This window comes from Neorhizobium sp. LMR1-1-1.1 (genome assembly GCF_040675795.1).
In the GTDB taxonomy this organism is placed as follows: Bacteria; Pseudomonadota; Alphaproteobacteria; order Rhizobiales; family Rhizobiaceae; genus Neorhizobium; species Neorhizobium cellulosilyticum.
On sequence record NZ_JBEGHE010000029.1, the window covers coordinates 1 to 17,368 of the forward strand.

16 protein-coding genes and 4 pseudogenes are annotated in these 17,368 nt (G+C 56.4%); 10 read left to right on the forward strand and 10 right to left on the reverse strand.

Annotated features, from left to right (window positions below):
- The 3 genes and pseudogenes from MRBLMR1_RS19140 to MRBLMR1_RS19150 form a co-directional block, all read right to left on the reverse strand.
- Window positions 1–515: pseudogene (locus tag MRBLMR1_RS19140) on the reverse strand (sensor histidine kinase); the annotation flags it as partial.
- A 73-nt stretch (window positions 516–588) separates the two neighbouring features.
- Window positions 589–741 (reverse strand): hypothetical protein, encoded by a 153-nt coding sequence (locus MRBLMR1_RS19145; RefSeq protein WP_183687548.1) that lies wholly within the window; start codon window positions 739–741, stop codon window positions 589–591.
- 69 nt (window positions 742–810) lie between these two features.
- Window positions 811–1,206, reverse strand: a complete 396-nt coding sequence (locus tag MRBLMR1_RS19150; protein ID WP_183687550.1) for a DUF1236 domain-containing protein — start codon at window positions 1,204–1,206, stop codon at window positions 811–813.
- Between the two features lie 482 nt (window positions 1,207–1,688).
- On the opposite strand from MRBLMR1_RS19150, the gene MRBLMR1_RS19155 reads away from it, so the two are divergent.
- The gene (locus MRBLMR1_RS19155) at window positions 1,689–1,970 is read left to right on the forward strand and encodes a ribbon-helix-helix domain-containing protein (RefSeq protein ID WP_112507570.1); all 282 of its coding nucleotides are present in this window, start codon (window positions 1,689–1,691) and stop codon (window positions 1,968–1,970) included.
- A gap of 160 nt (window positions 1,971–2,130) precedes the next feature.
- Window positions 2,131–2,502, forward strand: coding sequence for a response regulator (locus MRBLMR1_RS19160; RefSeq protein WP_183687554.1), 372 nt, complete (start codon window positions 2,131–2,133; stop codon window positions 2,500–2,502).
- A gap of 693 nt (window positions 2,503–3,195) precedes the next feature.
- Here MRBLMR1_RS19160 and MRBLMR1_RS19165 read toward each other — a convergent pair.
- Window positions 3,196–3,596 (reverse strand): annotated as a pseudogene (locus MRBLMR1_RS19165) (DUF2177 family protein).
- A gap of 85 nt (window positions 3,597–3,681) precedes the next feature.
- Window positions 3,682–4,752: a DNA topoisomerase IB-related protein gene (locus MRBLMR1_RS19170; protein WP_183687557.1), complete on the reverse strand. Its 1,071-nt coding sequence runs from the start codon at window positions 4,750–4,752 to the stop codon at window positions 3,682–3,684.
- Between the two features lie 123 nt (window positions 4,753–4,875).
- On the opposite strand from MRBLMR1_RS19170, the gene MRBLMR1_RS19175 reads away from it, so the two are divergent.
- From MRBLMR1_RS19175 to MRBLMR1_RS19185, 3 genes are all read left to right on the forward strand, one after another.
- Window positions 4,876–5,445 carry a type 1 glutamine amidotransferase domain-containing protein gene (locus MRBLMR1_RS19175; protein ID WP_183687559.1) on the forward strand — a complete coding sequence of 190 codons (570 nt, stop codon included), beginning with the start codon at window positions 4,876–4,878 and terminating at the stop codon, window positions 5,443–5,445.
- 87 nt (window positions 5,446–5,532) lie between these two features.
- On the forward strand, window positions 5,533–6,609 hold the full coding sequence (locus MRBLMR1_RS19180; RefSeq protein WP_500065705.1) for a catalase family protein: 1,077 nt from the start codon (window positions 5,533–5,535) through the stop codon (window positions 6,607–6,609).
- Between the two features lie 73 nt (window positions 6,610–6,682).
- Window positions 6,683–8,977, forward strand: coding sequence for an FdhF/YdeP family oxidoreductase (locus MRBLMR1_RS19185; RefSeq protein WP_183687563.1), 2,295 nt, complete (start codon window positions 6,683–6,685; stop codon window positions 8,975–8,977).
- Between the two features lie 303 nt (window positions 8,978–9,280).
- On the opposite strand, the gene MRBLMR1_RS19190 is transcribed toward MRBLMR1_RS19185, so the two are convergent.
- The gene (locus MRBLMR1_RS19190; RefSeq protein ID WP_500065707.1) at window positions 9,281–10,975 is read right to left on the reverse strand and encodes an FAD/NAD(P)-binding protein; all 1,695 of its coding nucleotides are present in this window, start codon (window positions 10,973–10,975) and stop codon (window positions 9,281–9,283) included.
- A gap of 143 nt (window positions 10,976–11,118) precedes the next feature.
- Here MRBLMR1_RS19190 and MRBLMR1_RS19195 point away from each other — a divergent pair, with 143 nt between their 5' ends.
- Complete coding sequence (locus tag MRBLMR1_RS19195; RefSeq protein WP_148147129.1) at window positions 11,119–11,625, forward strand: DUF1543 domain-containing protein; 507 nt, start codon at window positions 11,119–11,121, stop codon at window positions 11,623–11,625.
- Between the two features lie 118 nt (window positions 11,626–11,743).
- Window positions 11,744–11,956 (forward strand): DUF3253 domain-containing protein, encoded by a 213-nt coding sequence (locus MRBLMR1_RS19200; RefSeq protein ID WP_500065709.1) that lies wholly within the window; start codon window positions 11,744–11,746, stop codon window positions 11,954–11,956.
- 85 nt (window positions 11,957–12,041) lie between these two features.
- Here the strand turns inward: MRBLMR1_RS19200 and MRBLMR1_RS19205 are convergent, their stop codons facing one another.
- From MRBLMR1_RS19205 to MRBLMR1_RS19220, 4 genes and pseudogenes are all read right to left on the reverse strand, one after another.
- On the reverse strand, window positions 12,042–12,260 hold the full coding sequence (locus tag MRBLMR1_RS19205; RefSeq protein ID WP_183687569.1) for a hypothetical protein: 219 nt from the start codon (window positions 12,258–12,260) through the stop codon (window positions 12,042–12,044).
- 184 nt (window positions 12,261–12,444) lie between these two features.
- Window positions 12,445–12,813, reverse strand: a complete 369-nt coding sequence (locus MRBLMR1_RS19210) for a metallophosphoesterase (protein ID WP_183687571.1) — start codon at window positions 12,811–12,813, stop codon at window positions 12,445–12,447.
- Window positions 12,814–13,142: 329 nt separating this feature from the next.
- The gene (locus MRBLMR1_RS19215; protein ID WP_500065712.1) at window positions 13,143–14,378 is read right to left on the reverse strand and encodes an ABC transporter substrate-binding protein; all 1,236 of its coding nucleotides are present in this window, start codon (window positions 14,376–14,378) and stop codon (window positions 13,143–13,145) included.
- Between the two features lie 492 nt (window positions 14,379–14,870).
- Window positions 14,871–15,053, reverse strand: a pseudogene (locus MRBLMR1_RS19220) (hypothetical protein); the annotation flags it as partial.
- A gap of 52 nt (window positions 15,054–15,105) precedes the next feature.
- Here MRBLMR1_RS19220 and MRBLMR1_RS19225 point away from each other — a divergent pair.
- The 3 genes and pseudogenes from MRBLMR1_RS19225 to MRBLMR1_RS19235 all read left to right on the forward strand — a co-directional run bounded on the left by MRBLMR1_RS19225 (window position 15,106) and on the right by MRBLMR1_RS19235 (window position 17,352).
- Window positions 15,106–15,809, forward strand: a pseudogene (locus MRBLMR1_RS19225) (IS6 family transposase).
- A 231-nt stretch (window positions 15,810–16,040) separates the two neighbouring features.
- Window positions 16,041–16,757: an antitoxin Xre/MbcA/ParS-like domain-containing protein gene (locus MRBLMR1_RS19230; RefSeq protein WP_183687575.1), complete on the forward strand. Its 717-nt coding sequence runs from the start codon at window positions 16,041–16,043 to the stop codon at window positions 16,755–16,757.
- Window positions 16,729–17,352 carry an RES family NAD+ phosphorylase gene (locus tag MRBLMR1_RS19235; protein WP_183687577.1) on the forward strand — a complete coding sequence of 208 codons (624 nt, stop codon included), beginning with the start codon at window positions 16,729–16,731 and terminating at the stop codon, window positions 17,350–17,352. The genes MRBLMR1_RS19230 and MRBLMR1_RS19235 overlap by 29 nt, the downstream gene beginning before the upstream one ends.
- The last annotated feature ends 16 nt before the right edge of the window (window positions 17,353–17,368 follow it).

The following is a 17,368-nucleotide window of genomic DNA, read 5'->3' on the forward strand; positions in this document are numbered from 1 at the left end:
CTTTCGTAAAACTCTGTGACGGCAACAACCTGGCCCGACCAGGGCTGTAGGATCGGATTGTAAATCTCAAGCAGAGGCTCACCAACTGCTCGTTCTGCATCGCTTTCAGGATCATCGACCTCGTCGAGTTTCGCCACGAGTTCGCCATTAAAGGCCCGATTTCGATTTTCGCCACGAGGTACGACACGGCCCATAAGATTCTTGTCGTTCGAATATAATATCATGCCGTCCTTGCGCCATAGGCGAAACGAGACCAGCCGCTTTCCGAGAGCACCCTGGCCCAGGGTTTCGTCGAGCGTCCGCTCTATGGACTCATCCAGCTTCGTCTCGCGGGTCAGATCTGGTAGAACTGGCGCGATAATGCTGTCGACATATAGGGCAGTGGTAGCGGCAGCATTCCGCGTAACCGTCTGTGCGATCTGCTCTGTGACATGAAGCCCGATAATGATCGTGGCAATTGCGGTGACTACACCTCCTGCCAGAAAAAACTGCTTGGCGAGACTAAGGGAGTTCACGAAATCTCGAGCTGACTTCACCGGCCCGTTCCAAGTTCCAATATCCGCGTATAGGGAGACCTACATAAGACGATCAGCGGATTAATCCGGAAGAAACGTTTGAGCCGCTCACGGGAGCCTCGGAGATGAAGCCAACGCGTGGCTGCTGAACGGGATCGTTAAGGCCTATGAGCGCCACCACCATTCCGCCCATAATAACGAGGATGCCTGCAACAAGCGACTTCATCTTCCACTCCCATAAGAAAATTGGTGTGGCAGAGACTATCCACCACACCATCTTTGCCAAACCCACCGGTTAATTGATCACCTGGATCACCTTGCGGCTTGAAGGCTCGACGATGACTCGCTGCTTGTTCACGATGGCGTAGGAATACTTCGGATTTTCCGGAACCTGCTGGACGACGACGGTCGACGGAAGCGGTTCACCGACGACCACCTTTTCCTGTACAACGACGGAATCAGTGGGCATGGGAGCCTCACGAACGTAAGTCACAACACGTTCCGGCGGTGGGTCAATAGCGGTTCCCGCGATTGCGCCGACAACCCCGCCAACAGCTGCACCAACCGGACCGCCGACAATTGCTCCCGTCACCGCTCCGCCGGCAGCGCCGTTTACCGTCGACTGCTGTGCCATGACACCACCTGCCACGAACATCGCGGTGGCAAATACTACGGCCTGTTTCTTGTTCATCTGCTTTCTCCTTTATGACACGAGGTGTTCCTCGCCCGACCAATGGAGAAGCTATCCAACAAGTTCCCGCGTGGGACTTTGTGCCCAATCCCTTGCCGATCATTACGCCTTTAGGCCTAATGTGCCGGATCCTTGAGCGACCGAAGGCCCTCATCCAAAAGAATGAAAACCGACGGTGTGAGCAAAAGCTTTTTCAAGCCGCATTCGATCAGTTTCACTGAAAGTATCGATAGGTCGTCACACAGCGGCAGACCGCAATAGCTGACCTGGAGATCCGCCCTATCCTCCGCTTCATGAATTGATCAGCCTTCTCCCTCTACGGTCTTGAGGGGATGTGAACCTACATCCCTGCTATTCCGACTCCATCCGACGGATTGCCCCAGTGACGCTCAAGCGAGCCGATAGACGTGCGCTGTAACGGGGAAGTTGCCGCGCTATTTGTTTGGTGGTAATAATTACTACCAAACAAAGTGGAGGTGTCTATGCCCAATGTTGAAAAAGTCAGCGTCTCGATGACCCCGCAACACGCGGAGCTGTTGCGCGATGCCGTTAATAGCGGCGCGTATGCCAGCGGGAGCGAAGTTGTACGCGAAGCCATGCGTGACTGGTCAGCCAAGTGGATGCAGAAGCGCGACGATATCGCTAAGCTACGTGCGATGTGGGAAGAAGGCAAAGCGAGCGGACCTGCCGTCGAAGTGGATTTTGATGCAGTGCTTGAGGAAGCTCGCCAGGAAGTAAAGTCTCCCGCTCCTCATGCCCGCTAAGCTTCTCTGGACGCCGGCCAAGTTCACTTAAGTTCCTCAGTCGCGCCCTACCGTCGATATCGACTTTGCGCCTGCAGGCCTTCACGCAACGATCATCGTTCCTGGCAAACATCTGTATGCGGTCGCCGAACGCGAAGCTGGTCAGCAATCGGACATCGCCGTGGCCGACGAACTGCTTGCTGGCCTCCGAGTTCTGTTGGTCGAGGATCAGGCGCTTATCGCCATGGATACCGAGGAGCTTCTCCGGACCATGGGGGCATCGGAGGTTGTCGTCGCTGCCGATGTAGAGACTGCGCTCGACAAAATCGCTGAGACAGTTCCAGCCTGCGCTGTGCTTGATCTCAACCTCGGGTCGACATCCTCTGAAGAAGTGGCAATCGAGCTGGAACGGCGGAAGGTGCCGTACGTGTTCGCGACTGGATACCGCGACAGCGTCAGCATTCCGGATCGCTTTGCTAATGTCCCGGTCGTGCGCAAGCTTGTCGCGATCAGCGCTTTGGCCGTCGCCCTTCAACAGGTTATTCCTGTCTGATATGGACTGAAGTCTTAGGTGACCCTGTGAGGTCGCGCTGGCGGGGGATTGAAGATGTCTTCGAGCGTCTTGAGGACGGCGGCGACACCAGGGCTTACGGTAACGGGCTCTGCTGGGACAGCAACCGGGGCCTCGTCGCCGCGCGACTCCCGTGCCTAATGAGCATCGAGATCTTAGCGAATCCCTTCAGTCTGCAACAGCTAGAGCAGAGCGTGCTCGCGGCGGTCAAATGAAGCAAACGCCTCTCGTTCCAGTCTAAGGCCGCTTCTATCGGTTGCCCGATACAGACTAACGCTAGGAATTTCTGCCTCATGCTCTTGATGGGAACCGAACCTTCAACCCGCAAGGTCCAGACCAGTTTAAAATTCAAAGATCTTTAATTAGCAGAAGTTTAGTATGCTGTGCACTGAGTGCGGCTGGCGAAACCTGAGATCATGAACTGAGAAGCGCTGTCCATTCCCAGAGAATGCGAAACATTCAGCGATCGCGTTGATCGACCTCCTGTTCCGAGGCTTTCTGGCGAGGCAACCGAAGACCACCTCGCCAGGACCTTTTACTTGCCGTGCCCGATGGCCAACCCACGGATTAATCTGTACCGGAGACGGCAAGACCGGGATCGTAAAACTTGAATACTCGGATACGCGCAAGTCACTCTCCAGTCTTTTGAAGGTCTCAGATCGTTTGAAAAAGCGACTATCCGTAGTGGCGAGCTACAGCATATCCACCTGCGCTAGCGAGCCCTGTCAGCACAGTGCCCCAGATCATATCGACGACGCTGAGGGTTACGGGCCAGTTCTTTATGGTTGACAGATTGGTGATATCGTAGGTCCCGTAAGCGGCGAGCCCGAGCAAGGCGCCATTGCCGGCCGCTGTCCAGAGCGACCCCACTTCAAGCCCGGGCCGGACTGCCAGAAGAACAATCGCTACAACGAAGAACAGGTAAAACACTGTGGCCACCGCAAGATTTGGCGACGGCAGCATCAGATCGCCGAGTTGCTTTTGGTAGAATTGCGGGCAACTACGCCCAGCCAGATGGCATCGATAGCCAAGAACAGGACGTGCGTCGAGAAATAGGCAATTCCAAATGTCTTCATCGTACTCATCCGTTTTCTGTATTGTCGCAAGGCTGACCATCGGTCGATTAGACCGTTGGCGCGAGCAGAGGAAATTACGTGGACGTTATGCGGCTGCCGCCGATCGGCGCTTCAGCCATCGCAGCACACGTATTTCTTCCTCGTCTAGCCACTGCTGCAAACGCTCGCTTTTGCTCTTGAGCTTCAGGACGTCTCGCAGCATCCCCGACTGGAAATCCTCAAACACGGCTGGATGGATGTAGGATGAGCGGCACACAGCGCGTGTGTTGACGAGCTTTGCAGCCACTGCGTCGATCGCTTCGTTCAACTGACGGTTCAGTTCGCGCTTTGTGGCCGCCACCTCAAGCGCCGCCAATGCCTCGACGGCCATGCAGGTGGCGCCCCAAGTTCGGAACTGCTTAGAGCTGAAGCTGTCGCCGGTGACCTCACGGATATAGTCATTAACGTCGTGTGAGGAAATCGCGCGGCAACCGCCTTCGTCGCATACGTATTGGAAGAGATGCTGACCTGGAAGCTCCTGCAGTTTTCGAACAACGTTGGCGATACGCCGATCGCTGTGCGCCAGATTCCATTCCTTGCCAGACTTGCCTTTAAAGCGGAACTTCAAGCTGCCGCCCTCGACCTTTACATGCCGGCTGCGCAACGTCGTCAGACCGTAGGACTTGTTCACCTCTGCATAGGCCGTGTTACCAACGCGGATGTAGAGGTTGTCGAGCATCCAGACGACCGTGGCCAGAGCTTTGTCCATTCCCAGACCGCGGGAGCGTAGGTCTTGCTCTACGCGTTCGCGCAAGTCCGGCAAACAGTCGGCGAAATCGACCAGCCGTTCAAATTTCGCTATACCGCGTTCGGCATGCCAGTCTGCGTGGTAGCGATACTGGCGACGTCCTCGCGCATCTTTGCCGATTGCCTGCAGATGCGAAAAAGGGTTCGTCGAGATCACGACATCGGTATAGGCTGGAGGGATCGCCAAGGCATTCAGCCGCTTGATCTCCTCGGCTTCCTTAATCCGTCGCCCATCCGGACGATAATAAAGAAAGCCTTTGGCGCCTACCTTACGCGTGATCCCCGTTTCAAGGCCAGGGACATAGACTAGTCCTGAAGCGAGCTTTGCGTCCGCGGCAATCGTGTCGATTTTCGTGATGATTTGGTTCATTGGCCAATAACTCACAGATCGAGCGGCTGTTCCGCGCTGCGGGACAATCGGCGAGCCGACGATCCGGAACATCATCGCGGCTTCTTCGTTAGCCGCCTCCAGTGAACGCAAAAGGAAACTTCAATGACATTGAACGGCAGAAAGATTGCAATTCTTATCGCACCGCGCGGTACCGAGGAGCCCGAATTCAAGCAGCCGAAGGACGCCGTTGAGGCGGCTGGTGCGATGGTGGCCGTAATCGGTATCGAGACCAGCGAGGCCAAGACAAATAACAACGACCTCGATGCTGGCGGCAGCTACCAGGTGGACAATGTGGTTTCTGAGGTTTCCGCTGAGGAATTCGACGGCCTTGTCATTCCCGGCGGTTGTGTCGGTGCGGACAAGCTCCGGGCCGACAAGGACGTGGTCGCTCTCGTGCAATCGTTCTTCCAGCAGGGCAAACCGGTGGGCGTCATCTGTCACGGACCTTGGCTGTTGGTAGAAGCCGACGTCCTTCAGGGACGGACCGTGACCTCGTTTCCGACTGTCCGCAAAGATATTGAAAACGCAGGCGGCATATGGGTTGATGAGGAAGTGGTCTGCGATCAGGGCCTCGTCACCAGCAGAACACCTGACGACCTTCCGGCATTCTGCGACAAGATCGTCGAGGAGTTCGAAGAAGGAAAACATCGAGGGCAAACGCGCAGCGCTTAACCTACTGTTTCGGACTATATATCAGCAATTTCGCGAGCGGAACTTTTGCTCGAAGTGCAGCGTTTCCGTTCTTTCGGGGAGCGCCTCATGTCGATATCACAGCCAATCCGCTATTCATCTGATCTGGAGAGCATCAAGGATGATGAGACAGAGACGATCGCTGGCCTAAACGAACAGTTCGACGTCATCATGCAGAAGACAGCAAAAGACTACGGTCACGCCGTCCGCTCAGTGCATGCAAAGGCGCACGGCATCATCGAGGCGGAAATGACGGTCGCAGGCGGCTTGCCGCATGAGCTGGCCCAGGGCATGTTCGCGACGCCTGGAGCGCATAAGGTTTTTCTTCGCCTCTCGACGAATGCCGGCGATATTCTTCCTGACGTAATCTCCTTGCCTCGAGGCCTTGCCATGAAGGTGCTAGATGTCGAAGGGTCCCGGCTTCCGGACGCCGAAGGCTCGACACAAGATTTCATCATGGTCAACGGTCCCGTCTTCCAGGCGCCAACCGCCAAGAAATTCCTATCCAGTCTGAAGCTTCTCGCCAAAACGACGGACAGGATGGAGGGCACAAAGACCGTGATGTCGAGCGTACTCCAGACGGTGAACAAGGGCCTTGAAGCCGTTGGCGTTTCAAGCCCGAGTATCCAATCGCTCGGTGGCGCGCCGAACCTCGATCCACTCGGAGAGACATACTTCAGCGTCACACCGTTCCGCTATGGTGATTACATTGCCAAATTCAAATTGAAGCCGATCTCGCGTGACCTGACAAAGTGGACGGACACCCTCATTGACGCAAGCGTTCGTGAAAACGCCGTTCGCGAAACTGTTCAGGCGGAAATGCAGGAAACCAACGGGGTCTGGGAATTCCAGGTCCAGCTCTGTCGAAATTTGGAAAACCAGCCCATCGAAGACCCGACGGTCGAGTGGAACGAGGAAGACGCTCCGTTCCTCACCGTCGCGACGGTCACCGCGATGCCACAAGATAGCTGGCGCGATGTGAACGTGAAAAAAGTCGATGAAGAGATGCGGTTCAGCGTTTGGACGGGTTTAGAAGCCCACCGGCCCCTCGGCAACATCAATCGGGCGCGTAAGGATCCGTACCGCCATTCGGCAGAATTCCGAGCCCGATTTAACGGTTGTCCGTTCCACGAACCGTCCCGCTGATCCGAGCTAGGATTGTCTCGCGAGGCGTTCCGGTAAACGGAGTGCCTTTGTTTGTTCTGATCGGAAAGCCTCTATGACTAAGGTAATGCAAAATCCTGAATCCGAAGGCCCCTCAGGTGGCTGGGGATCAGTCAAATCGATCGCACGTATCATCGGTGATGAGCGGCCCTCCCCAATGGTGCTTGAGGAACTGGCCCGGCAGAACAAGCCGGGTGGCGTGATGTGCGTTTCCTGCGCCTGGCCTAAACCATTAAACTACCACCCTTTCGAATTTTGCGAGAACGGCGCGAAAGCGACAATCTCAGACCTAACGAGCGCTCGCTGCACGCCTGAATTCTGGACTGATCACACTGTGACGGCGCTTCGCGACTGGAAAGACTACGACCTCGAGCAAACCGGCCGGCTGACCCACCCCTTACGTTACGACAGGGCGACCGATCGTTACGTCGAAGTCGCTTGGGAAGACGCCTTCGAAGATATCGGTAGAACATTGCAGTCCGTCCCGCGCGAAAGTGTTGTTTTCTATTCTTCTGGTCATGCGGGGTTGGAAGCATCCTACCTCTACGCATTGCTGGCTCGGACCTACGGAAACAACAATCTTCCACAAAGCTCCAACATGTGCCACGAGACGACATCGGTCGGGCTGCAGAAGGTGATCGGTTCTCCAGTCGGAACCATCGTTTGGGATGACCTGGAGAAGGCTGACGCATTCTTCTTCTTCGGTCAAAATCCTGGGTCAAACAGCCCGCGCTTCCTTCACCCACTCCAGGAGGCGAAAAAGCGCGGCGCGAAAATAGTGACGTTCAATCCCGTCATGGAGCAGGGCCTCGTTTCCTTCGTAAACCCGCAGAGCCCTGTCGATATGCTGACGGGGCGCGAGACCCAGATCAGCGACGAGTATCTCCAGGTTCGCGCTGGCGGTGACATCGCTGCAATTCTCGGTCTTTGTAAGGTCATCGTCGAGGCAGACAATGCCGCCGTGGCGAACAGAGCATCGCGCGTTCTCGACGTCCCTTTCATCGAGGAGCACACGGTCGGTTTCGACAGCTTCATCGATCTCATCCGATCGACAGAGTGGGAGACCATCGAGGCAGAAAGCGGCCTGACTGAGAACGCGATCAGACGTGCCGGTGAGATCTACGTTCAATCGAAGCGTGTTATAGGTGTCTATGGCATGGGGCTAACCCAGCACTCTCAGGGCGCGCTGAACGTTGCCATGATCGTCAATCTCCTTCTTCTGCGCGGCAACATTGGTCGCGAGGGCGCCGGCTGCTGTCCGGTACGCGGCCACTCGAACGTTCAAGGCCAACGAACTGTCGGTATTGCCGAAAAGACCAAGCTTATCCCCATGGACAAGCTGAAGTCCCTCTTCGATTTCGACCCGCCAACCGAAGATGGTGTGACTATCGTCGATGCCGTGAAGGGAATGATGGCAGGAAAGATCAAGGCAACCATATCGCTTGGCGGTAACCTGGTCCGCGCCGTTCCCGATCAGAAGGCAATGGAAAACGCCTGGGCCCAGCAGGATTTGACCGTCGTCGTTTCGACGAAGCTGAACCGAAGCCACCTCTTTCCAGGCGCGAAGTCCTACATCCTTCCGTGCCTTTCACGGTTAGAGCGCGACGAGCAAGCCACGGGTGCGCAGTCCGTCACCACCGAAGACAGCTTTTCCCACATCTCGGGATCCGTCGGCAAACGTACGCCAGCCTCCAAACACCTTCGAAGCGAGCTTGCAATCGTGACCGGCATTGCGAGAGCGACCGTTGCCCCGAGCCCAACGCTGAAATGGGATGAGTGGACCGGCGATTACAGTCTCGTCCGTGACCTCATCGAGGCGACCTACCCGGATCAATTCGAGCACTATAACGATCGTATGTTTAAACCGGGCGGATTTTACCGGGGCAATGCGGCACACGAGCGCGTCTGGAAGACCGAAGAGAAGAAGGCAGTCTTCACGACACCCAAACAGCTCAACGCCTTGGCGTTCAGCGACGCCGAAGGGCGCTACCGCCTCGTCACCATGCGGTCGAATGATCAGTTCAACACGACGATTTATGGATATTCAGATCGGTTTCGCGGGATCGAAGGAACCCGAGACGTGGTGCTGATGTGCGCCGATGATATCCAGTCGGCGGGGCTGCACGAGGGGCAGGTCATTACCCTTGTGAGCGATTTCGAAGACGGGATCACGCGTGAGCTTCCCGGTCTCACGGTAACCAAACATAATCTTCCGCCAGGGACAATTGGAGCGTATTATCCAGAGGCCAATGTGCTGGTTGCCGTCGACCATCATGATGAGTTGTCGAAGACGCCAGCGTCGAAAGCGGTGCCTGTCCGGATACAGGTGAAAACCCACGCAGCCCAATAGTCAGTATCACGAGGTCACATGATGGACGCATACCTGTTTTCGACTGACCATGCCGGCTCGCATCCGCCTTACCTGATCGTTCCCGATCAGAATTCCCCTCGCCCGGGACATCCTGATGGCAAGTCTTGGGTCCCTTTCAAAGCGATTGGATTCAAGGACGCTACGTTCGTCGGTGATCCTGAGGCAATCGAAAAAGCTGTCAAGGCACGCTGCGGTTATTACCGCACACGGCTTCACAACCCGGGTTAGCCCTTTTGAACCGTAGTCTGGTCCGAAGCCTGGCTGGACCGTTACTGGTGGCATTCACACGAATTCGATAGCGCGGGCCTTAGCTGACCTAGCAGCCTCCGCGGCACGACGGCTACGAGCTGGCCGCGTCACGTCGGCGACAATAGATTCAGCAACGATCTTTCCGAGCTCAGCGGCACTGGTGATGCCTTGTACAAAGGGCCGCTTGTGGAGAAGGTAGGAAACGGCAGGGATGTACAGACGCCGCACAGGCTTGATCCCGGCAATAAGTGGCCGACATTGCTCGTCGACATCAATGCCCCCGGTACGAATTGAGTTTCCACGCGGCGTGATGGTTCGTGCTTGCGATATCAGTCGAGCGTCGTGAAGCGACGGGAACGGCAAATCATCCGCCGATAAAGTTTTTTGTCCCGTGGCGTCGATCAAGGTATCGAACTGCAGCGTGCCGTCCTCGAAAGTGACGGTAGCACCGCGTTCGACATTGTCGGTTACGATCTCTGATCGGTCGCCAAGCTTTACAATATTCAGCCTATTGGCCTTACGGAGCGCAATCAGGCCCTCGATCGATAGATGGGGTACGGTGGCATAATCGTCCGCAAATATGCTCTTGAACGATCGGTTGAACCGGTCAAGGTCTTCGGCGGTGAAGTAGCTGACTGCGGTCTCAATAATCTCGTGGGTGATGAGGATCGCATACCGCCATCCAACGGTATGTTTCGCTAAGTAGTTTTGTTTTGCTTCATTAAGGTTCGATGCCGCCCATTCAAACGGATCACATTTGTCTCTGACGCCGTAATAGGCTGTTGCAAACGTGTCGACCGTCAGCCCTTCAAGCCCGATGAGCCGAGCATATTCTGGATCGGCGACCAAAAGTTCCTGACGGAAGAGGTCGAACACATCGTCGAGCAGACCGCTACTCCCGAGCGTAATACGGGCAGACACCGCTTGCGCTGTGCAGATCAGCGGGTCTTTGTTGGGGATGGGGAAGAAGAAGTCTGCCTCTGGCAGTAGACCTTTGCGAGACATCATCGACACTTCAAACCCGTCGTGACCATCCTTAATTTGGTAGTCGAGACAACCATCCGCGTTTCGATCGAAGCGGCCAAACATGGTCGCGACGGTCATTACCGCGTCAATCGCACTGAGCGATGTTCCGAGCACACCGATCTTGCCACTCGGGATCGAATGCAACGCGGTAGCGGGCCACGGGGCGGCAAAATAACCCGGCGACGTTTCGGGCGCGGACGGGAAACTGTGTCCCGTCGCTACAATCACATAATCGAAGAGTTCGATGCTCGCATCGTCTCCGTATTTTAAAGCGAAATGACTACCGCTGGGCGCGATGTCCGCGACCTGACAGCGCTCGCAGACACAGATCGTATAGTTCGCCTGCTCACCCAGTGCGACGATCGTCTCGAACTGCGCTCGGAAATAGTCGCCGATAACCACACGCGGGTAGAAGGCACGATCAGATATGCCGATGCGTTCGATCTCGAATTCCGACAGATATTCTTCGGATTGTTCGGCAAGCCAGGCAACGAGGGTCTCAGGAAGATCAGGGATTTCGATGCTTGGAATGTTCGACAGCATCGCCGGATCATTGATCCCGCGCTGGTAGGGCGTCCCCTTGCCGGCGACGTCCGACGCTTCAAGGATGACGATTGCCAACGGTGACTTAGACTTTATGAGATCTTGCAGGGCATACAGAGCCGTCGGGCCGGACCCGACGATGGCGACGCGTTTACGCATTTGGGACTCCAGCAGCGCGGGACGCACTGCGCAGCTACCAAACGATTACGACGACGACCTGTTCCAACGTTGGCTGGTCACTCATTGACGACAGGCACGAAAAAGCCATTTACGCCGTGGACGGAGAAACAGAAGGCAAACGTATGAAGCTTTTCATGTTCTACATTGGCGGCGATTGCGGTGGATCGAACATCGAGTTGCATGATATCCGGTTTTCGATCGGAGAGAGCGCGGAAGCCTGCTACGACGACCTGCGGCGGCAATGGTGGGGCGATCCAAAAAGTCTCCACCTTGATTGTTGGGGCGAGCTCACCCAGGCGGATGGGTACGATATTAAACTGTTGACCACCTCACCCACAGACACTGAGGAAAAGTTGTTCTTCCTCAATCTCGGAGGATATGACGCCAACGAGTTCGGGGAGATCCACAAGAACGTCCTTCTCATCGCTCCAGACGCGCGAGCTGCCACGAAAAAGGCATTGTCGCGAGTCCGGCATTGGACGTTGCCCCATAAGGACAACGTCTTCGAGGTGGAAAAGGCGATCGACGTCAGCGCACAAGCAAAGCACTATGGATACTCGATCCGGTTGACAAAAGCTCTGGAGGAACGGCCGTTCGAATTCGTCTGCAAATATCTGAGGCTTGCCTAGCCTGTCGATTTCCGCCGCAGGATCATTGCCGGACCCATTCGTCGCGGCGGGCAGCGTGACCCACACTTATACGACATGCAGGATAACCGTTGGCCGCACCCCAGACTAGAGCAGAACCATGAGCGAGCCAGCAGTGTCAGCGATTTTGAGCTTTGTCGCAAGTCGACCCACGGGCACGACGTGCCCGAGCGAAGTCGCACGCAGCCTCGCAAAGGACAACAACGCTCCACTCGACTGGCGCGAATACATGCCTATTGTTCACGACGCAGTTGATGACCTTGTGGAGCTAGGAGAGATCGTTCTGACATGGAAGTCCTCATCGATGACCTAACGATCAGGTCCCTATCGTATACGCTCCCCGCACAAGCAGGATTGAGGATGTACTTGCCGATTAAAGAACGTGAGTAGGTTCCTTTTCAGGCGAGCATCTGACGAACTTTTTCTGCAATCGTATCCATTTGAAACGGTTTTGTCAGCACCTGCATATCGTCGCTGAGGTCGCCACTTTTGAGCACAGCATTCTCAGCATATGGGGTGATGAAAAGCACCTTGATCCCGGACCTCATTGCACGGACCGCATCCGCCAACTGCCTCCCGTTCATTCCGCCAGGTAAGCCGACGTCAGAGACCAGCATCTCGATCTGAGGGTCAGCTTCTACAAGGGGTCAGAACAAAATTAGTGCGAAATCGTACGCTAGCCGAAATTGTGCATGTTTTCCGTAGTTTGCAGCCTGGCTCTAACGGTAGGTTTTAGGGAGAAATGCATCAGGAGCGCCCAGTTTCGGGGAGGAATGTCGATCTCGATCATCGTTTTATCATCTAAACGTACGATTTCGCACTAATCTTGTTCTGACCTCTAACCGTCGCGGTGCCTCCCCAATCCATCCAGTTGACTGCATCCCCATCCGTGAGCGTCCCGCGAAGAAGTTCACGCAGGTAAAAGTCATGGTTCCTAAGGATCAGGCAGAACCCCGGATAGAGGTCGAGCGTCGAACAGACCTGATCAAGCACCTTTGGACTATGAGGGCCACGATCAATCAGATCGTCCAGGAATATCACAACCGGTTTGGATTGGACTTTATTCGATTCCTCGGCGATGTAATCGAGCATCGCGCCGAGAAGGTCTGCGCGTCCATCGACGTCGGCGATAGCATACACAACAGGCGGAAAGTTATCGGTGGCGCTCACAATTATTCCTGCAATGAATGTTGAGGCTAGCAACTGCCCTCACGTTTTCAGTCCGTCAAACCTGGAGCAGCCAGATCGGCACCAAGTTCGAGTTTGTCGGGCATATACCCTAACTTTGTTAGATGAAGCCGCTCCATCAGAAGGTCGGCAAGAGAACTCTTAAAGACAACCAAGTTTCAAATAGATTATGTCGGCATCACCTCAAAGGCCCGCCGACATCATCTCCAAAAACCTGGATCGAGCAGTCAACTGCCGATGGAGTCATGCTGCAAATGTTCGTCGGGTCAGCCCTAAGAGAATACTGGTCTCCATCAACGAGTTTTGAACATTTATTGGTGCGTAACCGTCAGGCTGATCGACCTTGATAGACGTAGGTTGCAGCATTCGCTGCGGCTTGCGTTTTCGAGCATTCGCACGTCACAAACATCTTTTTTGTTTTGATCGGGAAGGTCGAGCGTTGCCTTGATGCCGATGACATCGAGATGCGCCTGCACGACGGATGCCGTATCCTGATGCATGCCATAGGTCGCGGTGGCAAGCAGACGGCATTCGAAGCCGTTCGGATAGCCGGCTTCGGCAAGCAGCGCCTTGGCTTTCTCGACGTCGTATTTCCATTCATGCGCGGGATCTGCGAGGTCGAATGGCGATCCCTTCGGGTTCGGCAGACCGTAGAGCGGTACGCCGCGGCCGGCAAAGGCGGCATCAACGACGTCCTGCCGCTCGATCGCATAGCCCACGGCCTGACGTACCTTGGGATTTGCAAACGGACCTTCCGTGACGTTGAACAGCAAGAACATGAACGGCCCGAGCGTGTCCTTCATCTTCAGCGTGGAAGATTTCTCGACGGCATCGAACTGGGTCCAGGGAAGGTATTCGATCAGGTCGACGTCGCCCGCCTGCAGCGCGGCATAGCGAAGGTTTTCGTCGGCATAGGCAATGAAGCGGATGCCATCGACCTTCGGTTGGTCGCTGAGGTAGAAATCCTTGAAGCGCGCCACTTCGATATAGACGTTCTTTTCGCTACCTTTGAGCGTGAACGGTCCCGCGCCGATCGTCTCGCTGTCGGTGCTCTTCTTCGAGATGATCGGGCAGCAATAGCTCGCGAGCAGATCGAGGAAGACGGCGCTCGGCGCCTTGAGCGTGATCTTGACGGTCTTCTCATCGACGGCATCGACCGCGGCGATGATCTTCAGATCGCTCTTCAGATAGGCGGCCGAACCGTCCTTGGTGATTTCGTTCAGAGAATAGATGACGTTGGCGGCTGTAACCGGGCTGCCGTCGTGGAAGACGGCATTCTTGCGCAACTTGAAGACTGCGGTCGTCGGCGTGCTCCACTCGACGCTTTCGGCAACTTCCGGCCCCAGCTTGCCATGCGCGTCATAGCCCATCAGGCCGCGATAGAGCATCAGCTTGACGGTATTGGCCGCACCACCGGTATTGTCGAAAGGCTTGATCGTCGGCGGGAAGGTCGAGAGGCCGAACTTCAGCACGGAAGCCGAGGCCTGCGCCATCGTGATCTTGGGCATGGAGAGCGCGACGATGCCTGCCCCGAGGCTGATCAGCATGCTACGTCTGGTGGGGTTCGGTTCAAACAATCGGAAGATGTCACAGATGCCTCGAATGAGTTGGAGGGAAAGTGCGGCTTCGGTCTGTGACGACAGTCCATCGGGATGAGGATGCGCTGTCCAATCGAAAATATTTTGCTGCCGTATAGATTTCTTTGCCGCCAACCGGCCGCCGATATTTGCATCACGATTAGGCGATTGATTTCATCGCATAAATAATAACCGGCCAGGGGCCCCCGCACATTCGTTAGGCATGGACATGCGAAAATCCGATCTCATTTTCGTCGTGCAAGAGGCGCAAAATCCGGGGCGGGAAGAGCCAAGAGCGCACGGATGCCACCTGAGGCGTGCATCGGCATCAGGCGAATAACGGCAGAAATTCAACTTTGCGGAGTGGCGCGCCGCAGCGGGTGATCCCCGTGGTCGACATGATCCTCGGCGGTTTGACCCGGTTATGGGGGGTAGGACCGAACTGGCGCCCGTGGAGCTCTGTCAAGTCTCTGCCACGAACGGGCGAGCTTTTGGAGACGTCGAAAAATGGTCATCGCATCCGCAGGTCGAGCCGTATCTCTTGCTCCGCTCCGTCTTGCCGATGCCCGGATTGAAGCTGTTCGTCGGATCGAGCGACCGGTAATGCCCTGCCAGTGCGGGCTTGGCCCTGTAGATATGACCAACAGGTGTTGTCACATAAACCTGCTGTCAGTGAGTGGGGCGTAGAGATGGTGGGATGAAGAATTCAGCCATCAGCTACAAGCGCCACCGTTTCCCGCAGCAGATCATCGCCCATGCAGTCTGGTGTACTTTCGGCTCCCGCTGAGCCTGCGCCTGATCGAGGAATTGCTGCTGGAGCGCGGCGTCGTCGTTTCGTATGAAACGATCCGCCGATGGGGGCGGAAATTCGGACCGGCCTACGCAAAGCAAATCCGTCGCCGGCGGCCGTCGCACCGGGACGTCTGGCATCTGGACGAGGTGGTGGTTTCCATCGCTGGCCGCAAACACTTGCTTTGGCGTGCCGTTGACCAAGACGGTTATGTTCTCGACGAGATCGTTCAAAGCCGGCGCGATACGAAAGCCGCGAGGCGACTGCTGATCAGGCTACTAAAGAAAGCAGGCATGCCGCCCAAGCGGATGGTCACCGACAAACTCCGTTCGTATGGCGCGGCCAAGCGCGACGTTATGCCGGCTGTCGAGCACTGGTCCCACAAGGGTCTCAACAATCGAGCGGAAAATTCTTATCTGCCGCTCCGGAAACGGGAACGCACGATGCAGGGTTTCCGATCAGCCGGCAGCTTGCAGCGGTTCATGTCGATCTTCTCGGCGCTCCGAAATCTCTTCGTCACCCCGCATCACAAACGATCCGCCCTGGCCACGCATATTCACCGCACCCGCGCAATAGCGCATTGGAAAGCCGTGACGGGCGCGATTGCCTGATCTCGGAGAGACGCAGGCGTAGTTCGATCACCGCTCGATAACGTGACAACTCCGTCGGTTACCTTCGGCAGCTTCGACGAAATCCGCATGAAAGCATGCGGCCACAGTACTTGACGTTCCTGGAGACTGCGAACAATCTTGTTCTGCCCCCTACATTGTAAATGCGCCCTGCAATCTGGACATTCCGGATAATCTGTACTATCTATCGTCGCAGATGATAGGAGCAGCAACATGGTTACGTCCGTCAGAAAATCGTCAGCAACCTCCCTGTCGGGGTTGAACCCGGCGGCCATCGCCGATGTCGTCGAGGTCCTCGCCCGTCATAATCCACGTCTTTCCAAGACGGCGCTTGCCGCAACGGGGCGTGTCGTCGCCGCAGTCACCGCAGCAACCGCACGTCTTGCCGCCGACCAGCAACGCCGGCTAGTTGCCGACGAACGCGAGCTGGCGCAAGCCGTCGAGGTCGCGGTCGCTGGCCTCGTCGCGGAAGCGGACGTCCGCCTCACGCCGCTTCCAGTTGGCAAGTCCATCGAGGTCAGTCAAGGCGCCGGTCTTCCCGCGCCCATCGATCTGGATGAAGGCAGGCGCAGACTTGCAGCTTTTGCAGAGCCGACGCGTCTCGAGGACTGGGCCGGCCCTGTCGCGGGACCGGCCGAGATCGAAAAGACATTTGGCACGAAACGGTCGACCCTGCACGACTGGCAGAGGCGTGGCGCGGTGATTGGCCTGCTGAAGGGCGAACGCAAGCATGTCTTTCCATTGGCGCAGTTCGTCGATGGGCGCCCTGTAGAGGGCATGGCTCAGGTGACGCGGATCATCGCCAATCCTCGTGTCGCATGGCAGTGGTTGATCCGGACAAAGCCTGATATCGGCGGCTCGCCGCTGGATCTCATGAAAATTGGCCGTCTGGACGAGGTCCTTGCTGCGGCCGAGCGTGATTTCGGCTGACACTGTGAAGCTCGATCCCAAAACAGTTGCCGATCTCGCGCTGGCGTTTCGGCCGAATGCCTGGCTTCGCGTTTTGCCACGTAACCACATGGCGACGCCACTCGGCATGGGCTTTGGCAACAGCCGCTTTTCCAGCCCTCGCAGGCGATTTCGCCTGGCCTACATCGCACAGGATCTGCCCACGGCGATTGCGGAAACGATCGTGCGTGACCGTTTCGAGGGCAGCGCTGACCGGGCGCTTGATGAAACAGAGTTCGAAGACTGGGCGATTGCCGAGGTTTCCGCGATCGATCCCTTGACGGTCCTCGATCTGAGAACCACCGGTCTCCTCAAGCTCGGCGTCAGTACCGATGCTGCTCGTGCGAAAGCCCACAGCGATGGGCAGGCGCTGAGCGAGGCTGTCTACGGTAACTTCGATGCCGACGGGTTATTATACGCATCGCGGTTGACAGGCGCCCATTGCCTTGCGGTTTACGACCGTGCGGTGACGCGCAACCTTGCGGCGACGCCGGCAATCGAGCTTCTTCGACACCCAGACCTCGTTCCCGCGTTGAAGGAAATCGGTGTCTCGGTCCGGAGCGCCCGCTCTCCATGACAGGCGTTCGGCCGAT